The 22279-nt window shown below is 69.8% G+C and carries 20 protein-coding genes; 10 read left to right on the top strand and 10 right to left on the bottom strand.

Annotated elements, in window-relative coordinates:
• Positions 1-88: 88 nt before the first annotated feature.
• The 7 genes from ABTY98_RS05605 to ABTY98_RS05575 form a co-directional block, all read right to left on the bottom strand.
• The gene (locus ABTY98_RS05605) at positions 89-1552 is read right to left on the bottom strand and encodes an Ig-like domain-containing protein (RefSeq protein ID WP_352219584.1); all 1464 of its coding nucleotides are present in this window, start codon (positions 1550-1552) and stop codon (positions 89-91) included.
• A gap of 106 nt (positions 1553-1658) precedes the next feature.
• On the bottom strand, positions 1659-2654 hold the full coding sequence (locus ABTY98_RS05600; protein WP_352219583.1) for a hypothetical protein: 996 nt from the start codon (positions 2652-2654) through the stop codon (positions 1659-1661).
• Between the two features lie 191 nt (positions 2655-2845).
• Positions 2846-5329, bottom strand: a complete 2484-nt coding sequence (locus ABTY98_RS05595) for a hypothetical protein (RefSeq protein ID WP_352219582.1) — start codon at positions 5327-5329, stop codon at positions 2846-2848.
• A complete protein-coding gene (gene pstS, locus ABTY98_RS05590) occupies positions 5326-7008 on the bottom strand; it encodes a phosphate ABC transporter substrate-binding protein PstS (RefSeq protein WP_352219581.1) in 1683 nt (560 codons plus the stop codon). Before pstS ends, ABTY98_RS05595 begins: the two co-directional genes overlap by 4 nt.
• A gap of 35 nt (positions 7009-7043) precedes the next feature.
• Positions 7044-8312, bottom strand: a complete 1269-nt coding sequence (gene pstA / locus ABTY98_RS05585) for a phosphate ABC transporter permease PstA (RefSeq protein ID WP_352219580.1) — start codon at positions 8310-8312, stop codon at positions 7044-7046.
• Positions 8313-8327: 15 nt separating this feature from the next.
• On the bottom strand, positions 8328-9344 hold the full coding sequence (gene pstC / locus ABTY98_RS05580) for a phosphate ABC transporter permease subunit PstC (protein ID WP_352219579.1): 1017 nt from the start codon (positions 9342-9344) through the stop codon (positions 8328-8330).
• Between the two features lie 233 nt (positions 9345-9577).
• A complete protein-coding gene (locus ABTY98_RS05575) occupies positions 9578-9964 on the bottom strand; it encodes a DUF1508 domain-containing protein (RefSeq protein WP_352219578.1) in 387 nt (128 codons plus the stop codon).
• 475 nt (positions 9965-10439) lie between these two features.
• Here ABTY98_RS05575 and ABTY98_RS05570 point away from each other — a divergent pair, with 475 nt between their 5' ends.
• Positions 10440-11204, top strand: a complete 765-nt coding sequence (locus ABTY98_RS05570) for a calcium-binding protein (RefSeq protein ID WP_352219577.1) — start codon at positions 10440-10442, stop codon at positions 11202-11204.
• Positions 11205-11408: 204 nt separating this feature from the next.
• Here the strand turns inward: ABTY98_RS05570 and ABTY98_RS05565 are convergent, their stop codons facing one another.
• On the bottom strand, positions 11409-12095 hold the full coding sequence (locus ABTY98_RS05565; RefSeq protein WP_352219576.1) for a PH domain-containing protein: 687 nt from the start codon (positions 12093-12095) through the stop codon (positions 11409-11411).
• A 192-nt stretch (positions 12096-12287) separates the two neighbouring features.
• Between ABTY98_RS05565 and deoC the strand changes: the two genes are divergently transcribed.
• From deoC to ABTY98_RS05550, 3 genes are read left to right on the top strand one after another with little or no spacing between them, the layout of a single operon-like run.
• Positions 12288-13238 carry a deoxyribose-phosphate aldolase gene (gene deoC, locus ABTY98_RS05560; RefSeq protein WP_352219878.1) on the top strand — a complete coding sequence of 317 codons (951 nt, stop codon included), beginning with the start codon at positions 12288-12290 and terminating at the stop codon, positions 13236-13238.
• 21 nt (positions 13239-13259) lie between these two features.
• The gene (locus ABTY98_RS05555; RefSeq protein WP_352219575.1) at positions 13260-14696 is read left to right on the top strand and encodes an aldehyde dehydrogenase family protein; all 1437 of its coding nucleotides are present in this window, start codon (positions 13260-13262) and stop codon (positions 14694-14696) included.
• Positions 14689-15576, top strand: coding sequence for an aldehyde dehydrogenase family protein (locus ABTY98_RS05550; RefSeq protein ID WP_352219574.1), 888 nt, complete (start codon positions 14689-14691; stop codon positions 15574-15576). Before ABTY98_RS05555 ends, ABTY98_RS05550 begins: the two co-directional genes overlap by 8 nt.
• Before the next feature lie 273 nt (positions 15577-15849).
• Here the strand turns inward: ABTY98_RS05550 and ABTY98_RS05545 are convergent, their stop codons facing one another.
• Positions 15850-16257 (bottom strand): hypothetical protein, encoded by a 408-nt coding sequence (locus tag ABTY98_RS05545; RefSeq protein WP_352219573.1) that lies wholly within the window; start codon positions 16255-16257, stop codon positions 15850-15852.
• Positions 16258-16384: 127 nt separating this feature from the next.
• Between ABTY98_RS05545 and ABTY98_RS05540 the strand changes: the two genes are divergently transcribed.
• Entirely contained in the window at positions 16385-17029 is a 645-nt protein-coding gene (locus ABTY98_RS05540) for a uridine kinase family protein (protein ID WP_352219572.1), read from the top strand.
• Between the two features lie 278 nt (positions 17030-17307).
• On the opposite strand, the gene ABTY98_RS05535 is transcribed toward ABTY98_RS05540, so the two are convergent.
• The gene (locus ABTY98_RS05535; RefSeq protein WP_352219571.1) at positions 17308-18045 is read right to left on the bottom strand and encodes a SigE family RNA polymerase sigma factor; all 738 of its coding nucleotides are present in this window, start codon (positions 18043-18045) and stop codon (positions 17308-17310) included.
• Positions 18046-18285: 240 nt separating this feature from the next.
• On the opposite strand from ABTY98_RS05535, the gene afsQ1 reads away from it, so the two are divergent.
• The 5 genes from afsQ1 (at position 18286) to ABTY98_RS05510 (ending at position 22163) form a co-directional block, all read left to right on the top strand.
• The gene (gene afsQ1 / locus ABTY98_RS05530; RefSeq protein ID WP_352219570.1) at positions 18286-18963 is read left to right on the top strand and encodes a two-component system response regulator AfsQ1; all 678 of its coding nucleotides are present in this window, start codon (positions 18286-18288) and stop codon (positions 18961-18963) included.
• Positions 18960-20516, top strand: a complete 1557-nt coding sequence (locus tag ABTY98_RS05525; RefSeq protein ID WP_352219569.1) for an ATP-binding protein — start codon at positions 18960-18962, stop codon at positions 20514-20516. Before afsQ1 ends, ABTY98_RS05525 begins: the two co-directional genes overlap by 4 nt.
• Positions 20516-21118: a hypothetical protein gene (locus tag ABTY98_RS05520; RefSeq protein WP_352219568.1), complete on the top strand. Its 603-nt coding sequence runs from the start codon at positions 20516-20518 to the stop codon at positions 21116-21118. Before ABTY98_RS05525 ends, ABTY98_RS05520 begins: the two co-directional genes overlap by 1 nt.
• 200 nt (positions 21119-21318) lie before the next feature.
• Positions 21319-21870 (top strand): VanZ family protein, encoded by a 552-nt coding sequence (locus ABTY98_RS05515; RefSeq protein WP_352219567.1) that lies wholly within the window; start codon positions 21319-21321, stop codon positions 21868-21870.
• A 95-nt stretch (positions 21871-21965) separates the two neighbouring features.
• Positions 21966-22163 (top strand): PspC domain-containing protein, encoded by a 198-nt coding sequence (locus ABTY98_RS05510; protein ID WP_089099209.1) that lies wholly within the window; start codon positions 21966-21968, stop codon positions 22161-22163.
• The last annotated feature ends 116 nt before the right edge of the window (positions 22164-22279 follow it).

Genomic DNA, 22279 nt, shown 5'->3' with positions numbered 1-22279 from the left:
GGGCGCGCTCCTGTGAAGAGGTGTGTGGTGGAGAAACGGAGGCGCGGGCGGCGGGGTGGGGGCCCGCCGCCCGTGCCTCCCTGGGCGGTCAGGCCCTGGGCTCGCCGAAGGTCAGCAGCCCGTTGCGGCGGCCGTACCGCACGAAGGCGATGCCTGCCCCGGTGAGGATGACGGCGCCGACGCCGGAGAACAGCGCGATCTGGCTGCCGGTGGAGGCGAGGCCGCCGCCGGAGCCTGAGGAACCGCCGGAGGTGGTGGAGCTACCGCCGGAGGTGGTGTCTCCGCCCGCGGTGCCGGAGGTGGTGCCGGACGTGTCGCCGGAGGAACCGTCGGTGGGCTCGGTGGAGGAGCCGTCCGTGGGCTGGTCGGTGGGCTCGTCACTGGAGCCGTCGGTCGGAGTCGCGGAGGGGGACTCGGAGGACGGCTCGGCGAGGGTGAAGTTGACCTGTGCCACGGGGTACGAGCCGCCGGTGCAGTCCGGGGTGTTGTCCCAGTAGGTCTGCCCGGCCACGGCGCCCTCCGGCACGGTCAGCGTGGGCCAGGTCACCGTCCCGCTCGCGTCGGCTGTGGCGGCAGGGAACGAGCTGTCGTTGTTGCGCATGGTCATCGTGTACTTGGTGCCCGGTTCGCAACCTCGGAGGAGCAGCTTCACCGACTGGCCGCGCTCGAGTTGGGGGTTGTCGGCCAGCAGGTCCCCGGACCCGTTGTCGTACATCTCGTACCTCGGCAACTGCACGACCACCTGGAAGGGGTCGGATTCCGAGGTTCCCCAGTCGGCGGTGGAGGACGGAGTGAACTTGGCGACGATGTGGTGCGTGTCCTCGGACAGGGTCGTCGTCGTCAGCTCGGCCTTCCCGTCGCTGACCGTGGCCTGGCCCAGCGTCGTGTCACCGTCCAGGAACGTGACGGTGCCGGTCGCCTCCGCGGGGGAGAGCGTCGCGGTGAGTTTCACCGCAGCGCCGGGCGCGGCCACGCTGGGGACGGCCGTCAGGGCGACGCCGGTGGCCGTGGCGCCTTCCCCGACCACCCACTGGTTGCCAGTGACGGTGATCTTCTGTGACCAGTACGGGTCGCCCGGCACGATCGACGAGGGCGGAATGGACCAGTCGTCGTTTTCCACGCACCGTAGGCGCAACTCGTACGTTCCGTCGCCCGTGATGATGTCCGACAGGCTGCTGACGTCCATACCCGGGTTGTCCGCCGCGGCCAGCGAGACCGTCGAGGACGCCCCGGTGTAGGGCGCCTGGTCGGTGATCCCGGTCATCGCCCGTGCCTCGGTGCCGTCGGCCTTGACCACGTACAGGGCGAGAACGCTGTTCCAGTTGATGTCCTCGATGGTGGCGTCGGGACATGCGCCGGAGAACCCGAGGGAACCGGCGATCGGCTGTGCGCCGGTCAGGCTCCCGCTGCCGGGCGTCATGGTGAATTCGCCGACCGAGGCCGCCCGGGCAGGCTGGGACTGTGAGGTGACCAGGGCTACGAGGCCCAGGACAGCCAGGGCACAGGCGGCCGCGAGGGCGGCCGCTCTTCGGAACGGATGTGGCACTGTCATGGCGTGGCCCCCCGGGGGACGGTTGACGGATGTACTGGGACAGCACGTGGGGCCGGGCACCCGAGGGTGCCCGGCCGTTACGCGGGAATCAGACGATGTGCACGGATCAGCGCTCGCCTGTGGTGGTGGTGACACCGCAGTTGCTCAGGGTGCCGAAGCCGTACTTGGTGATCGTGGCGGTGTCGGAGCAGACCTTCGAGGTGGAGCCGACGAAAGTCCCGGCGATGACGCTGTTGGTGAGGTTGGCGGTCGGGACGACGTTGTAGACGTTCCGGAGGAAGTTCGGGGTGAAGGCGGGGTTGAGCGCGACCGCCGTGCCCGTGCCCGTGGTCGGGGCGGTGCTGTTGATGTTGCGCAGGCGGGACTCGCCGCGGCGGTTCGGGACGTCGGAGAGGCCCTTGCCCTGGGCGATCCACTGGGCGATCGAGTACGGCATGAGCTGGTTGGCGTTGACGATCGCCTCGCCGTTGTGCTCCTGGATCGTGCCGTCGACGCAGCTGCCGAGGTCGGCCTCGGTGATGCCGAGGGCCTGCAGCCAGAACGAGCGGGTACCGGAGCCGGACTGCGGCAGCAGCGGCTGCGCGCTCGGGAACTCGGTGGACTTGCACTCGTAGATGGCGGCCAGCTGCGCCGTGGTGAGGTTCGTCGGCAGGGTGCTGCCCAGGTCGGTGGCGTAGGTGACACCGTCCTTGGCGAACGGGATGAAGGTCAGGTCGGTGTTGCTGGTGTCCGCCGGGCCACGCGAGGAACGGGCGAAGTCGATGCAGTGGGTGCCGGCGGCCAGGTCGGCGTTGAGCGCGTTGATACCGGCCGACGAACCGTCGGGGCGCGCGACGGTGTCACAGCCGGTCGCCTTGGTCTTGATCGTGCTCGTGCCCGTCGCGTTCCACGACGCGATGATCTTGCCGCTGGCGTTGGTCACCGTGGAGGACTCGCTGAGGCCGTTCATCACGTACTGCGTGGTGTCGGAGCCGACACCCGCGAGTTGACGGTAGTCGGTGATCGGGGTCGGGTCGGCGGAAGCCGGGGAGGTGAGGATTCCGAGACCGAGAGCCGCGGCACCGAAAACAGCGCCGACCTTGGCGTAGGACTTGACGTTCACTTCTGAACCCCTTGCTTTCTGGTTTTCGAAGGCTGGACGTTCAAGCTGAATCCGGGACACTGAATAAAGAATCCGGATTTTCGTGCTACCGACCCGCCGGTCGGCCACCGCATACGCTTCCAGTAATTCCGCGCGGTGGCCAACCAATTTCCAACGAGAGAAAGGTTACGGGGAGGCTTCCTAGGTATCTCCTAGGGATTCCGCCGATGCGCGAGGCGAAGGAGCAAAGGACCTGAAAGACCTGCTGTACCGCCCAGAAACAGGACGACGAGCAAAACCCAGCGAATAATCCCCATGACCTCTGCGGGGGTGACTCCGCTCTGGCTGTTCGCGACGGGTTGCTGCGGCCCCGAGGAGGGCGACGCGGAACCGTTCACGGCGGCCGCCGACGACGGGCCGTCGGTGGCGTCACCGCCGGCCCGTCGTCGGCGGCCGCCGGTGTCCGTGCCGCCGGAGACTCCTCCGCTGTCGGTCCCGGAGCCGAGTCCTCCGGGGCCGCCGTCCGACGCCGGCGGGGCGGATGTCGAATCGCCGCCCGTGGTGGCGCCCTTCTCCAGAGCGTCCGCGGCCGTCTTGGCCTGCGCGCGCTGTTTCGCCGGCAACGGCGCGTAGCCGTAGGGCAGCTGGCCCGCCGCCAGGCCCTGGGTCTGGCCCGCCCCGGCCGCGTACCTGATGAACTGCGCGTACGCCTTGCGGGTCGCGGCGTCCTGGTTCATCGAGGCCGCGGCGTAGGCCACGGCCGTCAGCGGATAGGCCTGGCCCTTGGCCCGCGCCGGATCCGGGTCGAGCACGGAGGCGTCCGTGGATGACGGCTTCATGGCCTCGACTCCGGCCGTAAGAGTGCTGGTCGAGGGCTTGACGAAGGTGCCGTCCGCGTTGCGCAGGGCCGCCGTCTTCAGTCCGTAGCGCTGCGCCGACGCGCTGTCGACGATCGCCAGCACGGCACGTCTTCCCAGCTGGGGCGAGTCGTTGATCAGCTTGGGCGGGGTTCCGGTAGCGCCCTCCTGCTGCCACTGGATGGTGCGGTTGTTGTTGCCCCGGAGAGTGCGCACCGCCCCGTCGTGCAGGTCCGCCGTGTACGGATCCAGGTCGGTCAAGGTGTAGGTGAGCGGGGGTGTGAGGTTGGCCAGGGCGTCCGATGTCGTCGGGTCCACCTTGGGGTAGTCGGTGAGCTCGGTGCTCTCCGCCAGGTCCAGAGCCTTGAAGTAGGGATTCACCTTCATGCCCCAGGGATCCGGCTTCCCGGACAGGAAGTTCCGGGCGTCCGCGTCGGACTGGAGCCAGTTCCAGACCAGGCGGGTGGTGTCGGAGCTCTGCAGCGGAACCATGAGGCTTCTCGGCGTGCCCTTCAGCGCCGGAAAGCCCGGATTCAGCTCCTGGAACTCCTTGTCCTGGACGAAAGTGTCCGGATTCCCTTTCAGATGGTCTGGCGTCGAATTAATCGACACGTCCTTCACATAGGAATGAGTGAGCATCTTGGCGACGATCCGTGGCGTCAGTTTCATGTCCTGGACGACACCGTCCGGGCTCTCTATGAAGAACGCGATCGCCACCCCGGACACCGCCACCGGCGCCTCCACGACCTTCGCGGCAGCGCCCTGCTGATCGACCGGGTCGACGGTGAAACCGAGCAGGGGCGCGTCGGACGTCGTGTTCAGTACCTGACTCCTGGCCTCCTCCTCCCCGCCCTGGATGAAGGAGAAGGTGCTCCCCGTGGCCGAGCACAGCTTCGGCTGCCAGGACGTGACGGCGTCCGTCGTCAGTTCGGAGCCGGCCGTGGGCCGCTCCGGCTGGCCCTCCGGGCAGAACGCGTCGACCGGCTGGAAGGACAGCGGGACGACCATCCGCTGGGCCCAGTTCGTGGCGGACAGCGGCGAGGTAACGAGATTGTGGCTACGGCCGTCACCGGGGTTCTCGACATCCGTACCGTCGGCGTCGTGCGTGCCGCGCGGCACGATGACCAGCCAGCACGACCGTGGAGCGGGGTCGCTGCCGGCGGACGCCGTGCTCGCACCGCATCCGAGGTGGGGGGCTTCTGTCGCGTCCTGCACCTCGAAGTTCACCTCCCCGGTGCCGTTGGCGAAGGTGCGGTTGGCGACCTGCTCGTTCGTGTCCAGCGGGCCGTAGTAAGTCGTGTCCGTGGACGACGTGGTGGCCGGGAGTCCACCGACGGGCTGGAACGGAACGAAGGCGTCCGCACCGGTGTACTGCGTCTCCGCCGGGTCGTAGACGTAGGCGGCACTGGGGTCGCCGCTGACCCTCCTCGTCCCGGCGAAGGCGCCCGGAATCACGGACTCGCCCACGCCCGTGCTGCCGAACTCGCACTGCTCACGGGTGGGCCCGGCCGGATCGTCCCCCCAGCACTGCATGATCTGCAGGTAGTCGAACGCGAAGGTGTTGTCCGACGTCTGCTGCCCCCCTGTCCAGCTGACCCGAACGCCCTGCGACCGCAGCCCCTTCGTCTGGCCGACGGTCACCTTCAGCTTGGAGAAGTCGTCGTACGGGCCTTTCTTGCCCGTCACCGTCACCGCGGAGTTCTCCGCGCCGCCGTCCGCCGCCGCGGCGGGATTCGTGACGGGCGGGAACGGGAGCAGGGCCAGGAGCAGCCCGGCCAGCAGGGCTCCCACGGCGACGACGACCCGCGCTGCGGGCCGCCGGTTCATCGCGGCCCTCATGCCGCACCGTCCTTGCGCCGGCTCCGGCCCGCCATCAGCCGCGCGACCACGGGTGGTCCGACGACGACGCCGACCAGGAGCACGGCCGACAGCGCCATCAGCGCGGTGCGCAGGCCCAGGGAGTCGTCCGAGGCCAGGGAGACCGGGCTGGCGGCGACCGAGGTGCCGCCGGTGCTCTGGTCGGTACCGAGCGCCTGACCGGTGTCCGGGTCGACGCCGCCGGTCGTTCCGCCCGCGGCGGTGCCGCCCGTCGTACCGCCGGTGGAGCCGCCCGTCGTCGTACCGCCCGAGCCCGTCGATCCCGAGCCGCCCGTCGACGACGAGCCGCCGGTCGTACCGGAGCCGCCCGAAGCGCTGCCGCCGGAGGCGGAGCCGCCCGTGCTGGAGCCGTTGCTGACCTGTGTGGGCGTCTTGTCGCCGCCGGTGCCGGTCGCGCACTGGTCCGGCCCCTTCTTGTCGCACGCCTGCGGGTAGGGGGCGCTTTGGAGCAGCACGTTCTTCCCGCCGGAGAAGGTCGGGTTGTTGCACTTGTTGATGTCGATGTCCGCCGACACGGCGCCCGGGATCTTCTTCGTCTGGTCCATGGCCGCCTGCACCAGGTTCTTCGGCAGCGGCGAGTAGCCGAGCCGGTCCGCCAGCTGCTGGCCCTCGCAGAGGAAGTAGTTGTTGAACGTACTCAGCGTCGCGCCCTTGGCCTTGGTGAAGCCCATCTCCTCCTTGGTCGGGATGATCATGTAGCTGTAGGAGGAGAGGGGGTAGGTGCGCTTGTCGCCGTACGTGTAGACGTTGTCCAGGTTCTGGGTGAGGTAGTTCGCGGAGCGCGGGTCGTCGTTGATCTGGGCCTTGGTGAGCGCGACGGCCACGCTGGAGGCGGTCGGCTCGATGTAGTAGCCGGCCTTGTTGAGGACCTTGGCCACCGGGAATCCCGCGTTCCGCGCGTACGAGTACTCGACGTAGGTGATGGCGCCCTCGGCCTGGGGCTGCTTGGTGTAGCCCGCGACGCCGAGCGACTGCGACTGGGCGACGAAGCCCGAACCGGGGATCACCGGGAAGTACGACGTCAGACCGCAGGGGGTGGGCTTGCCCGCCCGGCGGCAGTAGTCGTTCCACAGGGAGCTGTACTGCTTGGACATCCACAGGCTGAACTGCGCGGTCGTACCGGAGCCGTCGGAGCGGACGACCGGGACGATCCGGCGGGCGGGAAGGTTCAGCTTGGGGTTGTCCGCCTTGATCTCCGGCGCGTTCCACTGAGTGAGCTTGCCGGTGAAGATCTTGGTGATGACGTCTCCGGACAGCCGGAGGTTGGTCACCTGCTTGCCGCCGATCTTCAGGTTGTACATGAACGACGTACCGCCGGCCACGATCGGCATGTAGGCGTACTTGCGCTGCGGCGGGGCCTCCGTCGTGCCGAACTCGGTGAGGCCGTAGGGGATCTCGGACACACCGAAGTCGGAGGTGCCGTTCGCGAACTGGGTCCGGCCGACCGACGAACCGACAGCCGAGTAGTTGACGGTGAGTCCCTGCTGCTTGACGTTACGGCGCCACTGCTCGATGGCGTTGGAGCTCCAGGTCGAGCCGGATCCGCTGATCTTGACGTAGGTGGCGGCGAAGGCACCCGGTGGGTGAAGCGCCAGCAGCATGCAGACCAGGGCGACGCATATCGCCAGCGCCTGGTACACGCGCGTAGCGCGTGGGCGTCGGACTGAGGCGGGTATCACGGGGTGCTCCTCGTCGGTGCGGGTCTGACGGACGGCTGGTCGGTGACGGCGTGGGCCGCGAAGCGTTTGGCGTCGCGGCGCGACGCCTTCACCCGGCGGTGCTCCTGACGGCGGGTCAGCTGTCCCGGCCCGCGGCCACCGATGACGCGGGCGATGACGAACAGCACGAGCACCAGCACCAGCAGCACCGCGGCGGTGCCGAAGCCACGGGCGATGTAGGTGGGCTCGGGGGACTTGACCAGTTCGAAGGTGGCCAGCGGGAGCGACACCATCGGGTCGTGCAGCGGATTGGTGTTGAGCTCCGCGGTGTAACCGGCGGTCAGCAGGACCGGCGAGGTCTCGCCCACGCCGCGGGCCGTGCCCAGGATGATCGCCGTCATCAGTCCGGACCGCGAGGTGGGTAGCACCACATGCCACACCGTGCGCCACCGCGAGGTGCCGAGCGCGTACGACGCCTCCCGCAGCGTGCCCGGGACCAGCCGGATCACCACGTCCGACGCGCGGATGATGATCGGCAGCATCATCACGGAGATCGCCAGCGCGGCGGCGAGGCCGGAGCGGTCGAAGCCCAGCGCCAGGATGAAGGTCGCGTAGATGAACAGGCCGGCGACGATGGACGGCAACGCTGTCATCGCCTCGACGATGGTGCGGACGAACCGGCTGAAGGCGCCCGGCACCTCGTTGAGGAAGACCGCGCATACCAGCCCGGACGGGATGCAGATCACCAGGGCGATGGAGATCTGCCACAGGGTGCCGACGATCGCGTGCAGGATGCCGCCGACGGTGAGCGGCTCGATCGGGCCCGCGTCGGACATCGACTGGGTGTAGAAGTTCAGGTGCGGCAGCGCGTCGCGGCCCTCGTAGATGGTGTAGACGATCACGAAGGCCAGTACGGCGATCATCACCACGCCGAGGCTCTGGACGACGGCGGCGGCCACCCGGTCGCGTACCGCGGGCCCGTCCTCGTCGAAGGAGACCAGCAGCGCGTACAGGCCGATGAAGAGCCCATAGGCGATCACGACGAAGCCCAGTGCGCCGTTGAAGGGCAGCATCCGGTCGAACATCAGCCAGGTGATGGCGAGGGACGCGGCGGCGGCGCCGAGCATGGCGTACACGTCGGTCGCGCGGAGCGTCGAGAGGTTACGGCGTGACTCGGTGGCCCCGGTGCGGCGTTCGGGCAGCCGGGTGCGCGGCGCCGGCGGATCCACGGGCGCGGGCTTCGGTTCCTGGTCGCCGGGTGGGCTCTGTGCGGTGGTGACGGTCATCGGGGCTCGGTCTCCTCAGGAGTCGCTCGTCGCGCCGGAGCGGCTGCGGGCGACGATCGACGACGCGACGAAGTTGACGACGAGGGTCATCAGGAACAGCGCGAGGCCCGCGGCCATCAGCGCCGACATACCGATCTCGCTCGCCTCGCCGTAGCGCAGGGCGATCAGCGAGGAGACCGAGCTGGTGCCGTTCTGGAGGATGTGCGGCTGGATCGCGAACACCGGCGAGATGATCAGGTACACGGCGATGGTCTCGCCGAGCGCCCGGCCCAGGCCCAGCATGGTGCCGCCGATGATGCCGCCCTTGCCGAAGGGCAGGACGACGCTGCGGATCATGCCCCAGCGGTTCGCGCCGAGCGCGTACGCGCCCTCCCGTTCGCCGACCGGAGCCTGCGAGAACACCTCGCGCATCACCGAGCAGATGATCGGCGCGACCATCAGCGACACGACCATGCCGGCGATGAAGGTGGAGGAGGTGTAGACGGTGGCGGTGGCGAGCGGGTCGCGCGGGTCGGCGCCGTCGACCTCGAAGAGCGGTATCCATCCGAAGTACGTGGCGATCCAGCGGGACAGGGACACCACGTGTCCCTGGAAGAAGAACAGACCCCACAGGCCGTAGACCACCGACGGCACGGCGGCCATCAGGTCCACGATGCTGACGAGGGTCCGGCGGATCCGCGCCGGGGCGTACTCGGAGATGTACAGCGCCGTGCCGAGCGCCAGCGGCACCGCGAACGCGATCGCGACGAGCGCGATGAGGATGGTGCCGACGAGCACGGCCGCGATACCGAAATGGCCGCCGTCGGGTTCCCAGGTCTCGGTGGTGATGAAGCCCCACTTCGCGACCGCCAGGGCCTGCCAGGCCCGGTACGTGAGAAAGCCGCCGACGAGCAGCATGATGGCCAGCACCAGGGCGCCACCGCCCCGCAGAGCACCCCTGAACACCCGGTCCGGGACGCCCGGATCGGCGTACAGGCGTCTCGGTGGGTCGTCGACCGGACCCAATGGTCGCTCATCTATTCGCGTCGTCACATGGGTCGACGCTCCTGAGGCCTGATGGACTTCTGCGCACGCGAAGATGAACGAGGCATCCCCGAGAGGCAACTTCCGGGATTGACGTGAACGCGGCGATAGGGGGAACGCAAAAGGGCCTGAGCCCACCGTTGTGGCGGGTTCAGACCCTTGTTGTGAACTGCCCTTGTTGTGAACTTGCCCTTTTTGTGGACTGCCCTTGTCGTGAACTGCCGGGCCGACGAACGGTCCGCTCAGTCCATGTCCTCCCAAGCGATCATGCCACCGGCCCCGATATCGACCAGGAGACCCCGGAATCGCTCATAGGCGGCCTGGCAGGTCGAGTGCCGCTCATAGGCACGGGAGGACACGGCCAGCGCGCCACCGGACGGATCACGCAACCGCCAGACCCAGCCATTGCCTTCGGAGGTGTGGTGCACACCTCCAGGTAATCCGAGGACATCGGCGCACATTCGCTCGAACGCCGTTCGACACTCTTCGTAGCTGCGGTACGTCAGGGCCGCCACGGCGATCACCCGTCCGTTCGTGGCCGTGAGGCGCCACAGGTAGCTGCCGTCTGCGGATATGTCTATTTGGCAGCGCGTGCCGGGTACAGCCGCGCCCCCCTGTCTTGCCGCCATCCATCCCCACCCCTGCGGTTCCCGTTGTCAGGAAGGCCGCATGTTCGGACCCTGATTCGTCGTCCATGCGGCACCCGCAGGGTAGTGAGACGTGAGTGACAACGATTGCCCTCTCTTTAATGTACTGAGCATGCTTCATGCAATGGTTGCCCCTCGTTCACAAAGCTGTCCCACAGCCAACGTGAGGGATGAGCGAGAGGCCCGGTCTCGATCAAGACGGCCCGCCCGCCGGGCGCGGTACGCGTAGGTGGCCGCCAGGTCCGCTGAAATTAGGGTTGAGTTTTCCCTTCGGTTTTCCATGGAATCGACGCAGCCGATATTCGCCCGCACTTCTCTTTACCGGAAAAACACCGATCCCCTTGGGCAACCACCGAAAGCGTTCCAAAATCTCCACTCGATGAGTACGCTGCACACGTCAATTCGGGACCGGCTGCCGGGAATTGGCCGGCCATGGCATTCGACTTGGGGAATTCGCATGCGCATTTACTCTGCCGTCGCCGCCGCGTGCGGCGTCGTGGCCCTGTCCGCCCTCGCCGTTCCGGCCGCACACGCGGACGAGCAGTACGGCGACACCTACGTCACCGGCGTCGTCGTCAACAGTGGGGCCCCCGTCGTTGTCGGTACGAGCGCGAGAACCGTCTCCGTCGCGGTCACCGCGACCGACCCGACCGGCATCTCGGAGATCAACGCCACCCTGTACCACGGCACATACGCCGCCCAGGACAGCACGGTTCCGGCCGCGACTAACTGCGCCCCGACCACCGACGCCACCACCACCTGCACGCTGACCTTCAACCTCATCCCGGGCACCGCTCCGGCCAACGACGCGCTGGCCGGCACCTGGAACGTCAGCGCGTACGCGATCGCCGCCGACGGCGACGCCCAGTTCCTGGAGAACGCGGCCACGTTCACCATGAAGCGCGACACCCGGCTGACCGCCGACGCCACCCCCGAGCCGGTGAGGTGGGGCAAGCTCCTCACGGTCAAGGGCGGCGTGCGGAACGCGGACTGGGCGACCGGCGCGTTCGCCGCGGCCGCGGCCGGCCAGTCCGTCGAACTCCAGTTCCGTCCCGCGGGCTGCGGCACCTGGACCACCCTGAAGTCCGCCTCCACCGCCGCCGACGGCACCGTCTCCACCACCGTCCGCGCATACGCCGACGGCGACTACCGCTGGTCCTACGCCGGCACGGACACGACCGCCGCCGCGGTCTCCGCGTCCGACTTCGTCGACGTCCGCTGACGCCCGACCGGGCGAACCCCTGAACCACGGTGCCGGGCCACCCACCGCGGGGGGCTCGGCACCGTGCGCTTGGGGGCGGGGCCGGGGGCAGAGGGATCACACCGAACCGAGATCCCCGCCGGGAGCGCCGTGAGCCGCCGGCAGTGCGGCCGCGTGCGCGGTGTGCCTCCAGCGGTTGGGGCGGGCGCCAGCCTGGCGCGTCGGTCAGCCCACCGCCAGCAGGATCGCCAGCAGCACCGCCCCCGCGATCGCCGGCGCCACCACCTCGTACGCCCAGCGGACCGTGATCTCGCCCTGCGCGGACTCGGCCGGGCCCCGGTTCTCCAGCATCTCCCGCAGCTCGTCCATGATCTTGTCGGTCTCCGCGCGCACCGGCCCGGTCGCGTCGTCGGCCTCCCGCAGCCCCCCGAACGCGCCACCGCCCACGCCGAAGCCGCCCATACCGAACCCACCGCCTCCCCGCCCGGCGGACCCCGTCCGCCCGCGCCGCGCGTCCGACTCCGACTTCGCCTGCCGGCGCGCCGCCCTCTTGCGGCCCCGCAGCGAGACCGGGATCGCCCACAGCTGGTACTTCGCGCCCGACTTGACGATCACCTCGTTCGAGTAGCCGGAGCGCAGGGAGGCGATCTCCCCCCACGGCAACGTGATCACCCGGAAGGGGTTCCGTACCCGCAGCCGGTCCGCGCCCGCGAGCACCGCCGGGCGCAGGGTGAAGGCGGCCACCAGCGGCACGATGAGGATCAGGGCGGCCAGGGCGAGCCAGGGGGTGTGGCCGTGGCCCCGGAACAGCGCGTCGATGCCCAGCCAGCAGACGATCGCGAGCAGGAGTACGCCGCCGATCAGCGCCTGGGGCGAGCGGTAGATGCGGTCCTTGACGAGGGGCGTGGTCATGCCGCGATTCTGCCTCAGCCGTGCGCCTTCGCGCCGTGAGGGATACGTCTCGTGCGCGGGTGCGGGTGGTTCGTGGTTGCTCGCGCAGTTCCCCGCGCCCCTTTCAGGGGCGTCTGCCCCACCGCCCCTGACAAGAAGAGGCCCCTCGGGGTGTACAGCCGCTACGCGCGTAGATATGCTCGGCTGGTGACCATGCCCACCACCGCACCCCACGCACTTGCTGACGTCACCGCGTCCGACAGCACGCTGCGCAGTTTCCTTCACGGGCTGCCCGGCGTCGACGCGGTCGGCCTGGAGGCACGTGCCGCCTCCCTCGGCACCCGTTCCATCAAGACCACCGCGAAGGCGTACGCCATCGACCTCGCCATCTCGATGGTCGACCTGACGACGCTGGAAGGCGCGGACACCCCGGGCAAGGTCCGGGCGCTCGGCGCCAAGGCGGTCCACCCGGACCCGACGGACCGTACGACCCCGGCCACGGCCGCCGTCTGTGTCTACCCGGACATGGTGGCCACCGCGAAGGAGGCCGTAGCCGGCTCCGGCGTCAAGGTCGCCTCGGTCGCCACCGCCTTCCCGGCCGGCCGCGCCGCGCTCGCGGTCAAGCTCGCCGACGTGCGGGACGCCGTGGCCGCGGGTGCCGACGAGATCGACATGGTCATCGACCGCGGGGCGTTCCTCGCGGGGAAGTACGGCAAGGTCTACGAGGAGATCGTCGCCGTGAAGGAGGCCTCGGGCGCGACCCGGCTCAAGGTCATCTTCGAGACCGGCGAGCTGTCGACGTACGACAACATCCGCCGGGCCTCCTGGCTCGGCATGCTGGCCGGCGCCGACTTCATCAAGACCTCCACCGGCAAGGTCGCGGTGAACGCGACGCCCGCGAACACCCTCCTCATGCTGGAGGCCGTGCGCGACTTCCGGGCGCAGACCGGTGTCCAGGTCGGCGTCAAGCCCGCCGGCGGCATCCGGACCAGCAAGGACGCGATCAAGTTCCTCGTCCTCGTCAACGAGACCGCCGGCACGGACTGGCTGGACAACCACTGGTTCCGCTTCGGCGCCTCCTCGCTCCTGAACGACCTGCTGATGCAGCGTCAGAAGCTGGCCACCGGCCGCTACTCCGGCCCCGACTACGTGACGGTGGACTGATCGACCATGGCCAAGGAAAAGATGACCACCGCATTCGAGTACGCACCGGCGCCCGAGTCCCGCTCCGTCGTCGACATCGCGCCCGCCTACGGCCTCTTCATCGACGGTGAGTTCACCGACGCGGCCGACGGCAAGGTCTTCAAGACCGTCAGCCCCAGCACCGAGGAGGTCCTCTCCGAGGTCGCCCGAGCCGGTGCCGAGGACGTCGACCGGGCCGTCAGGGCCGCCCGTAAGGCCTTCGAGAAGTGGTCCGCGCTGCCGGGCTCCGAGCGCGCCAAGTACCTCTTCCGCATCGCCCGCATCATCCAGGAGCGCAGCCGTGAGCTGGCCGTCCTGGAGACCCTGGACAACGGCAAGCCCATCAGGGAGACGCGCGACGCCGACCTCCCCCTGGTCGCCGCGCACTTCTTCTACTACGCGGGCTGGGCCGACAAGCTCGACCACGCCGGTTTTGGTCCGGACCCGCGGCCGCTGGGCGTGGCCGGCCAGGTCATCCCCTGGAACTTCCCGCTCCTGATGCTGGCGTGGAAGATCGCCCCGGCGCTCGCCACCGGCAACACGGTGGTCCTGAAGCCCGCCGAGACGACCCCGTTGTCCGCTCTCTTCTTCGCGGACATCTGCCGCCAGGCGGGCCTCCCCAAGGGCGTCGTCAACATCCTCCCCGGCTACGGTGACGCGGGCGCCGCGCTCGTCGCCCACCCGGACGTGAACAAGGTCGCCTTCACCGGTTCCACCGCCGTCGGCAAGGAGATCGCGCGCACGGTCGCCGGCAGCCGCAAGAAGCTCACCCTCGAACTGGGCGGCAAGGGCGCCAACATCGTCTTCGACGACGCCCCCATCGACCAGGCCGTGGAGGGGATCGTCACCGGGATCTTCTTCAACCAGGGCCAGGTCTGCTGCGCGGGCTCCCGCCTCCTGGTCCAGGAGTCGATCCACGACGAGCTGCTCGACTCCCTGAAGCGCCGCCTGTCGACGCTCCGTCTGGGCGACCCGCTGGACAAGAACACCGACATCGGCGCGATCAACTCCGCGGAGCAGCTCGCGCGGATCACCTCCCTCGTCGAGCAGGGCGAGGCGGAGGGCGCCGAGCGCTGGTCCCCGGCCTGCGAGATCCCGTCCGCCGGCTACTGGTTCGCCCCGACGCTCTTCACGAACGTCACCCAGGCGCACACCGTCGCCCGCGACGAGATCTTCGGCCCCGTCCTGTCGGTGCTGACCTTCCGCACCCCGGACGAGGCGGTGGCGAAGGCCAACAACACCCCGTACGGCCTCTCCGCCGGCATCTGGACGGAGAAGGGGTCCCGGATCCTGGCCGTCGCCAACAAGCTGCGCGCGGGCGTGATCTGGTCCAACACGTTCAACAAGTTCGACCCCACCTCGCCGTTCGGCGGTTACAAGGAGTCGGGCTTCGGCCGCGAGGGCGGCCGCCACGGCCTGGAGGCATACCTCGATGTCTGATCGCCTGTCTGTCTTCAAGACCTACAAGCTGTACGTCGGCGGGAAGTTCCCGCGTTCCGAGAGCGGCCGGGTGTACGAGGTGACGGACTCGAAGGGCAACTGGCTGGCCAACGCACCGCAGTCCAGCCGCAAGGACGCCCGGGACGCGGTCGTCGCCGCGCGCAAGGCGTTCGGCGGCTGGTCCGGTGCCACGGCCTACAACCGCGGCCAGGTCCTCTACCGCGTCGCGGAGATGCTGGAGGGGCGCCGGGACCAGTTCGTGCGCGAGGTGGCGGACGCGGAGGGCCTCGGCAAGTCCAAGGCGGCCGCCGTCGTGGAAGCGACGATCGACCGCTGGGTCTGGTACGCGGGCTGGACCGACAAGATCGCCCAAGTGGTCGGCGGTGGCAACCCGGTCGCGGGCCCGTTCTTCAACCTCTCCTCCCCCGAGCCGACCGGCGTGGTGGCCGTCCTGGCCCCGCAGGAGTCGTCGTTCCTGGGCCTGGTGTCGGTCGTGGCCCCCGTGATCGCCACGGGCAACACCGCGGTGGTGATCGCCAGCGAGAAGTCCCCGCTCCCGGCCCTCTCCCTGGCCGAGGTGCTGGCCACCTCCGACGTCCCCGGCGGAGTGGTCAACGTCCTCTCCGGCCGTACGGCGGAGATCGCGGCCCCCCTCGCCGCGCACCAGGACGTCAACGCGATCGACCTCGCGGGCGCCGACGAGGCGCTGGCGAAGGAGCTGGAGATCGCGGCGGCCGACAACCTCAAGCGCGTCCTCCGTCCACAGCCTGTGGACGACTGGACGCGGACGCCGGGCACCGACCGCATGACGGCGTTCCTGGAGACGAAGACGGTCTGGCACCCGACGGGGGCGCTGGGCGCGTCGGGGTCGTCGTACTGACAGCGACGGCCCGCTGAGCGGAGGGCCGCGCCTCGTCTCCGTCCGGAGGGGCGCGGCCCTCGACTCCACTGTGATGCGTATAAGACAAATCGCCCTCGCCGACCACGAGCACGTGGCCGCCCCTACGCCAGCGACTACCGGGTGCTCTGCATCATCGACGACGACGTGATCCACATCCTGGTCACCCGCCTCGGCAGAACTGCCTGAACAGCAGGCAGACCACAGGGGCCGCGCCTGCTCGCGAACTCGGAGGAGGCGCGGCCCTCTTCGAAGTCAGCGGCCAAGCGCCCCCGCCGCCTGCCCCACCACCGGAATCTCCCCGACCGACGGTGCCTGCGCCACCGGCCCCGTCAGCATCTTCGACGACACCGGCTGAAAGTCGGCCAGCTGGGTGCCCACCCCGTTGTCCAGCGGGTCGACACCCGTGCCGGCAAGGGGGTTGGGCTTCAGCCCCGCCACCGGCCCCGTGACGTACGGCAGCATGGCGCCCAGCGACTGCATGCCCGCCTTCGGGTCGATGTGGCCGAGCGAGCTGGGCCGGGCGTTCACCGAGGGACCCAGGATGTGCTGGGTGTCGGCGGCGGCCGTCGCGGTGCCCGCGCCGAGCGCCACCCCCGCCGTGGCGAGTGCGACCAGGGCGCGTTGGGCGGTCGGAGTCGGGGAGGACGCGGTTCGGGCCATTGCTGATGCCACCTTTGGGTGCGCAGGGTAATCGTGTCGATACACAGGGTAGTTGAGGTGTGACTCACGCTCCAAAGCCGACCCGCGGGGTCGGCAGGAGGCGCCCCATGCGTCAAACTGGTGTTCCGTGAGCATTCATCCGCCGTCTCCCGCCCGTGTCGTGCTGCTGTGCGGCCCCTCCGGCTCGGGCAAGTCACTCGTCGCCGCCCGTTCCGGGCTGCCCGTGCTGCGCCTCGACGACTTCTACAAGGAGGGCGGCGACCCGACTCTGCCGCAGGTGGCGGGGAGTTCGGACATCGACTGGGACCACCCTGAGTCCTGGGACGCGGAGGTCGCGGTCGAGGCCATCGCCCAGCTCTGTGCCACGGGGTCGGCGCCCGTGCCGGTGTACGACATCTCGCTGAGCGCCCGTACCGGCGCGGAGACGCTGCACATCGGCCGTACCCCGCTGTTCATCGCGGAGGGCATCTTCGCCGCCGAGATCGTCGACCGCTGCCGGGAGCTGGGGCTGCTGGCCGACGCGCTCTGTCTGAGCCGGGGCCCTATGCGGACCTTCCGGCGCCGCTTCCTGCGCGACCTCAAGGAAGGCCGTAAGTCAGTGCCGTTCCTGCTGCGCCGCGGCTGGCGGCTGATGCGCGCGGAGCGGGCGATCGTGAGCCGCCAGGTGTCGCTGGGCGCGCACCCGTGCGACCGGGACGAGGCGCTGGGCCGGCTGGCGTCGGCAGCCGTCGGGCACCACGGCACGGCGAAGACCACCGCAACCGTCAACTGAGGAACCACGACGGCGAGCGACCACGTCCGCGAGAGCGGCGCCGGTTCAGGCGCAAAGGGGCGCGGGACTGGACGGACCCCCCGGCCCTCCAGTCCCGCGCCCCCGTCGCTCCGCCGAACACCCCCGTGTCCCCCGTGGCGGAGCTCCCCCGTGCTTTCCCCCCGAGTCCCCCCCCCGGACTCGCTTTCCCCCGTGCCTCCCCCATGGGCCCTGACTCGCGATCCCCCGTGAGTCCCCCCGGGCCCTCCCCGTCGGGATCCCCCCGGATCCCCTTACCTTCAGGCGACAAGCTCCCCGAAGGCGTTCTCCTCGTCACGGCCGAAGCTGAGGACCTCGTCCTCGCGCAGCCGGCGGAGCGACCGCCAGATGCTGGACTTCACCGTGCCGACACTGATGTCGAGGATCTCCGCGATCTCCGGGTCCGTGCGGCCCTCGTAGTAGCGCAGGACCAGCATGGTGCGCTGGAGTTCGGGGAGCCGGGCCAGCGCCTGCCACAGGACCGCGCGCAGCTCGGTGCCGCTCATCGCGTCCGTGTCGCCGGGCGTCTCCGGCAGTTCCTCGGTCGGGTACTCGTTGAGCTTGCGCCGCCGCCAGGCGCTGATGTGCAGGTTCGTCATGGTGCGGCGCAGATAGCCGCCGACCGCCGCCTTGTCGCTGATCCGGTCCCACGCCCTGTACGTCGAGAACAGCGCGCTCTGCAGCAGGTCCTCGGCCTCGAAGCGGTCACCGGTCAGGTGGTAGGCGGTCGCGTACAGGGAGGCGCGGCGCTCCTGGACGTAGGCGGTGAACTCCGCCTCGCTCAGCGAGCGACGCTCCCCCGTGTCCTCCCCGTATGCGGACCCCCCTTGCGGCTCCCCCGTACGGCTGTCAACCACCGTCATATAGGCGGTGTACTGACGTCCGGTGCCGCGAGCGCACCCCCGCCCGCTCACGGCACCGGACTTCTCGGAACCCCGGTTCACGTCGTGCAGGCGCGTGATCACTGCGCTGGTGCTGTGGCCTTGCAGCGTGTTCATCTCGCGCCCCCCGTCGTGGACTTCCGGTAGTTCGGCTTGCCCAGGCCGTTTCCTTGCCTGTGCCGAGAACTCTGCCGGGCCACCTTCACGGCCGTATCCGCCGACTGTCACAGACCTGTCACAGGGGTTCGGCACAGAGAGTCCACACAAGATGCACAGGTGGTGGCGCTACAGAGGTTTGCGGACACCTCCGAGCCGCACAGGTCGTACGACAGCCCCCGGATGGGCCAGAATGAGCCCGTGCCTTCCCTGTTGCTGATCGAGGACGACGACGCCATCCGTACGGCCCTGGAGCTCTCACTGACGCGCCAGGGGCACCGGGTGGCCACCGCTGCGACCGGTGAGGACGGTCTGAAGCTGTTGCGTGAGCAGCGGCCCGATCTGATCGTCCTCGACGTCATGCTGCCCGGCATCGACGGGTTCGAGGTGTGCCGGCGGATCCGGCGCACGGACCAGTTGCCGATCATTCTGCTGACCGCGCGCAGCGACGACATCGACGTGGTGGTCGGGCTGGAGTCCGGGGCCGACGACTACGTCGTCAAACCCGTCCAGGGCCGGGTGCTCGACGCCCGGATCCGGGCCGTGCTGCGGCGCGGGGAGCGGGAGTCCAGCGACTCGGCGACCTTCGGCAACGTCGTCATCGACCGGTCCGCGATGACCGTGACGAAGAACGGCGAGGATCTGCAGCTGACGCCCACCGAGCTGCGGCTGCTGCTCGAACTGAGCCGGCGGCCCGGTCAGGCGCTGTCCCGGCAGCAGCTGCTGCGGCTGGTCTGGGAGCACGACTACCTCGGTGACTCCCGGCTGGTGGACGCCTGTGTGCAGCGGCTGCGCGCCAAGGTGGAGGACGTGCCCTCGTCGCCGTCCCTGATCCGTACCGTGCGTGGTGTCGGCTACCGCCTGGACGCTCCTCAGTGACGGACCGGCAAGGGGGATTCCGCGGCTGGGCCGCAGACCGCAAGGGAGCCGTGTCCCGGCTGCGCTTCACCAGTCTGCGGCTGCGGCTCGTCGTGGTCTTCGGACTGGTCGCGCTGACCGCGGCCGTGTCCGCGTCCGGCATCGCGTACTGGCTGAACCGCGAGGCCGTGCTCACCCGTACCCAGGACTCGGTGCTGCGCGACTTCCAGCAGGAGATGCAGAACCGGGCCGGAGCGCTGCCCGTCCATCCCACCCAGGACGAACTCCAGCGCACGGCAGGGCAGATGGCCAACAGCAGCCAGCGCTTCAGCGTGCTGCTGGTCGGCGAGGACACGGGCGGCAAGAAGGTGTACGGCAGTTCGGACGGGCTGAGCGCGTTCGCGCTCGACGACGTGCCGAAGTCGCTGCGGAACGCCGTCGACAAGCAGCAGAAGCTGACCGGCTCCAACAAGTCGGCCTACCACCTGTACTGGCAGCGGGTCGTCGACCACGGCACGCCGTATCTCGTCGCCGGGACGCGGCTGATCGGCGGCGGTCCGACCGGCTACATGATGAAGTCCCTGGAGCCGGAGGCGAAGGACCTCAACTCGCTGGCGTGGTCGCTGGGTATCGCCACCGGTCTTGCCCTCATCGGCTCCGCGCTGCTCGCTCAGGCCGCCGCCACGACCGTACTGAAGCCCGTGCACCGCCTCGGAGTCGCCGCGCGGCGGCTCGGCGAGGGCAAGCTGGACACCCGGCTGCGGGTGTCGGGGACGGACGAACTCGCCGATCTCTCACGGACGTTCAACGATGCGGCCGAGGCGCTGGAGAAGCGGGTCGACGACATGGCCGCGCGGGAAGACGCCTCGCGTCGCTTCGTCGCCGACATGAGCCATGAACTCCGTACGCCGCTCACCGCGATCACCGCCGTGACCGAGATCCTGGAGGAGGAGCTGGAGGCGGAGTCGGGGTCGATGGACCCGATGATCGAGCCCGCCGTCCGGCTGGTCGTCAGCGAGACCCGCCGCCTCAACGACCTCGTCGAGAATCTGATGGAGGTCACCCGCTTCGACGCCGGGACGGCCCGGCTGGTCCTCGACGACGTCGACATCGCCGACCAGATCACCTCCTGCATCGACGCCCGGGCCTGGCTGGACGCGGTGGAGCTGGACGCCGAGCGCGGTATCCACGCCCGCCTCGACCCGCGCCGCCTCGACGTCGTCCTCGCCAACCTGATCGGCAACGCGCTCAAGCACGGCGGTTCGCCGGTGCGGGTGTCGGTGCGGATCGAGGGCGACGACCTGGTGGTCGCCGTACGCGACCACGGACCCGGCATCCCCGAGGACGTCCTGCCGCACGTCTTCGACCGCTTCTACAAGGCGAGCGCCTCCCGGCCGCGTTCCGAGGGCAGCGGCCTGGGCCTGTCCATCGCGACCGAGAACGCCCGTATCCACGGCGGCTCGATCACCGCCGCCAACTCCCCCGAGGGCGGTGCGGTGTTCACGTTCCGGCTGCCCCGGGACGCCTCGGCCCTGACCGAGGAGACCAAGGATGCCGGGGAGAAGGGCGCCTGATGCACGTACGAAGACTCCTGGCCGTCGCCGGTCTGGCGCTCGCGCTCTCCGGGTGCGGGATCCGGGCCACCGAGGTGCCGACCGACTTCGGCGGGGCGCCCTCGCGGGTGCCGTGCTCGATGACCCAGCCGGATCTGTCGACGCAGTCCGCACGCGGGGTGCCGGTGCAGGTGTTCCTGCTGTGCGGCTCCTCGCTGGTGACCGTGGACCGCGAGGTACGGGTCCCGGAGGGGACAGCGGACGCGCAGCGGCGGGTGATCGTCGCCCAGGGGCTGCTGGACCAGCTCGCGGAGACGCCCACGGCCGCCGAGAAGGCGGCGGGCTACACGACGGACGTTCGCGGCGGGATGTCGGTCGTCGGGCCACGCGCCGGCGACCCCGAGGACACACTGCGGCTGAGCACCTCGCCGACGCAGCTGACGTCGTACGCACTGGGCCAGATCGTGTGCACCCTCTCCGACTCGGCCGCGGCCGAGGGCGACGGTTCGGTGATCCTGGGCGGGCCGGGGCGGGAGCCGCTGCTGCGGTACGAGTGCACGGACGCGGTACGGAACTCTCCGAGCGGGAACCGGCCGCCGTCCAGTGAGGTTTCTTCTGGGTGATGGGTGTTGCGGCGCATCATGGGGTGCCGGGGAGGGTCGTGCGGCGGGTGCGGGCCGGTTGGGGGCTGGTCGCGCCCACGCGGCGTGGCCGCATATCGTCACAGCCCCGCGCCTCTTGCGGGGCGCTGCAGGCTCAGTGTGTCTGAGGCCTCACCCCCGTATCCGGAACCGTTCGCGTGCGCGGGCGCGTCTAGGGGGGAGTGCAGCGTCAAGGCTCCATCGGCGGCAGCGCCGCGATCCGCGTCCGTGTGACAGGGGGTGTCCTCCTTGTCGCACATCTCGCGTTCGTCGCCTGGCTGATGCTGCGGCCGCTGGACGTGCCCTGGGTGATGCCCGCCAACCTGCACCCGTTCGCCGGTATCCGTGCCGACCTGGCGCTGGGCCCGCGCGAGGCGGCCCACCGGATCGGCGAGGGACTCGCGCTGCTCGCCCCGCTGGGCGTACTGCTCCCGACGGTCCACGGCAGACTCCATGTCTCCCCGCTCGCCTCCCTGATCCGTACCGCCGCCGCGGGCACCCTGATCTCGCTCGGCATAGCCCTGCTGCAGACCGGGGTGCCCGGACGGGTGGTGGACGTCGACTCGATCCTCCTCAACACGGTCGGCGTGATCGTCGCGCATCTGGCGGTGGTCCCGGCGGCCCGCTCCCGGCTCCGCCGCCGGCGTGAGCTGCGACGCCCCGTGGCCCTCCCCCAGGAGGACGCGGTTCAGGGTCGTACCCCGACGATTCCCAGGGTCGGGATCGCCCCGTAGAGCGACGCTTCGACCCGGTTCGTCTCCGTACCGTGGAGGGCAGATGAGGGGCCGCACGGGCCGCCTCGAACCGGACGCTCACGAAGGAGCCGCGAATGTCCAGCCTCGCCCGCCCCACCCATGGCCGCATGATCGGCGGAGTGTGCGCCGCGCTGGCCCGGCGCTTCGGCACCTCCGCGACGACGATGCGGGTGATCTTCCTGCTGTCCTGCCTGCTGCCGGGCCCGCAGTTCCTGCTCTACATAGCGCTGTGGATCCTCCTCCCCTCGGAGGAGAAGGCCACCGCGTGGTGACAGCTGCGCAGGGCAACGCCGTTGGGGCGCACCGGTATCGACCGGTCTTCGCTGTAGGACCGACCACCTCCCGTAGGAGTTAGTAGATGCCCCCCAAGGGTCGTCAGGGCGCTGCC

The organism is Streptomyces sp. NPDC096040, assembly GCF_040303265.1.
Taxonomy (GTDB): domain Bacteria; phylum Actinomycetota; class Actinomycetes; order Streptomycetales; family Streptomycetaceae; genus Streptomyces.
Note: the sequence above shows the minus strand (reverse complement) of the source record. Positions and strands in the feature narration are given on the sequence as shown.

Coding starts and splice junctions, on each gene's coding strand:
- ABTY98_RS05595 (WP_352219582.1), bottom strand. CDS start 5,329: ATGAGGGCCGCGATGAACCGGCGGCCCGCAGCGCGGGTCGTCGTCGCC.
- ABTY98_RS05570 (WP_352219577.1), top strand. CDS start 10,440: ATGCGCATTTACTCTGCCGTCGCCGCCGCGTGCGGCGTCGTGGCCCTG.
- ABTY98_RS05545 (WP_352219573.1), bottom strand. CDS start 16,257: ATGGCCCGAACCGCGTCCTCCCCGACTCCGACCGCCCAACGCGCCCTG.
- ABTY98_RS05565 (WP_352219576.1), bottom strand. CDS start 12,095: ATGACCACGCCCCTCGTCAAGGACCGCATCTACCGCTCGCCCCAGGCG.
- ABTY98_RS05550 (WP_352219574.1), top strand. CDS start 14,689: ATGTCTGATCGCCTGTCTGTCTTCAAGACCTACAAGCTGTACGTCGGC.
- deoC (WP_352219878.1), top strand. CDS start 12,288: ATGCCCACCACCGCACCCCACGCACTTGCTGACGTCACCGCGTCCGAC.
- ABTY98_RS05575 (WP_352219578.1), bottom strand. CDS start 9,964: ATGGCGGCAAGACAGGGGGGCGCGGCTGTACCCGGCACGCGCTGCCAA.
- ABTY98_RS05520 (WP_352219568.1), top strand. CDS start 20,516: ATGCACGTACGAAGACTCCTGGCCGTCGCCGGTCTGGCGCTCGCGCTC.
- pstA (WP_352219580.1), bottom strand. CDS start 8,312: ATGACCGTCACCACCGCACAGAGCCCACCCGGCGACCAGGAACCGAAG.
- ABTY98_RS05535 (WP_352219571.1), bottom strand. CDS start 18,045: ATGAACACGCTGCAAGGCCACAGCACCAGCGCAGTGATCACGCGCCTG.
- ABTY98_RS05510 (WP_089099209.1), top strand. CDS start 21,966: ATGTCCAGCCTCGCCCGCCCCACCCATGGCCGCATGATCGGCGGAGTG.
- ABTY98_RS05555 (WP_352219575.1), top strand. CDS start 13,260: ATGACCACCGCATTCGAGTACGCACCGGCGCCCGAGTCCCGCTCCGTC.
- ABTY98_RS05605 (WP_352219584.1), bottom strand. CDS start 1,552: ATGACAGTGCCACATCCGTTCCGAAGAGCGGCCGCCCTCGCGGCCGCC.